The organism is Paraclostridium dentum, from assembly GCF_012922555.1.
GTDB classification, from domain to species: Bacteria; Bacillota; Clostridia; order Peptostreptococcales; family Peptostreptococcaceae; genus Paraclostridium; species Paraclostridium dentum.
Genome location: NZ_WIPK01000086.1, coordinates 1 through 595, shown reverse-complemented (window position 1 = coordinate 595; position 595 = coordinate 1). Strand labels below are relative to the sequence as shown.

Annotated in this window: 1 protein-coding gene; it reads left to right on the top strand. The window is 47.1% G+C overall.

Features of this window, described 5'->3' with window-relative positions:
- Window positions 1–400: hypothetical protein (locus GFJ41_RS20995; protein ID WP_170075996.1), on the top strand; the 400-nt coding region annotated here is incomplete at its 5' end.
- Between the last annotated feature and the right edge of the window lie 195 nt (window positions 401–595).

Sequence of the window (595 nt, the reverse complement as noted above, 5' to 3'; positions counted from 1 at the left end):
CAAGGGAGAAGGGTATCACAAGGAGGAGGACACGGCTGTCCCGGTGGAGAAGGTGTACGAGGAGGAACATCATCATCAAGCTCCAGCTCCGGTTGTTCTTCACCACGAAGAGCCAACCGACTCCCCAACTGAGGAAAAGAAGGGTTTCCTCGAGAAGATCAAGGAAAAGCTACCTGGCCACAAGAAGACTGATGAGGTTCCAGTTGGTGCTGCTTCGCACGAACAACACAGTGATGCGGCGGAGCCACCGGTAGCAGCCTCTTATGAAGCGGGCGAAGAGCCCAAGGAAAAGAAGGGTATTATGGAGAAGATCAAGGAAAAGCTTCCTGGGTACCATTCCAAGACCGAGGAAGATCACAAGGACATCAAGGAGAAAGAGAAGGATACTCCTTCCTACTAATTAAGGGATTAAGAAAAAAACACATACATAATCTTGTCTTGTGTCCGGAAAGAATGGTTATGGTGGTGTCGTTTGTGGCTTGTTATTTTTCCTTGTTTTTGTGATGGGTGGTTTATTTGCCGTTTTCTTTTGAGAGACTCTCTGCTCATTTACAAGTTTATCTAGGGTTGCCGTTCTAGGGTTTTCTCTGTTTTG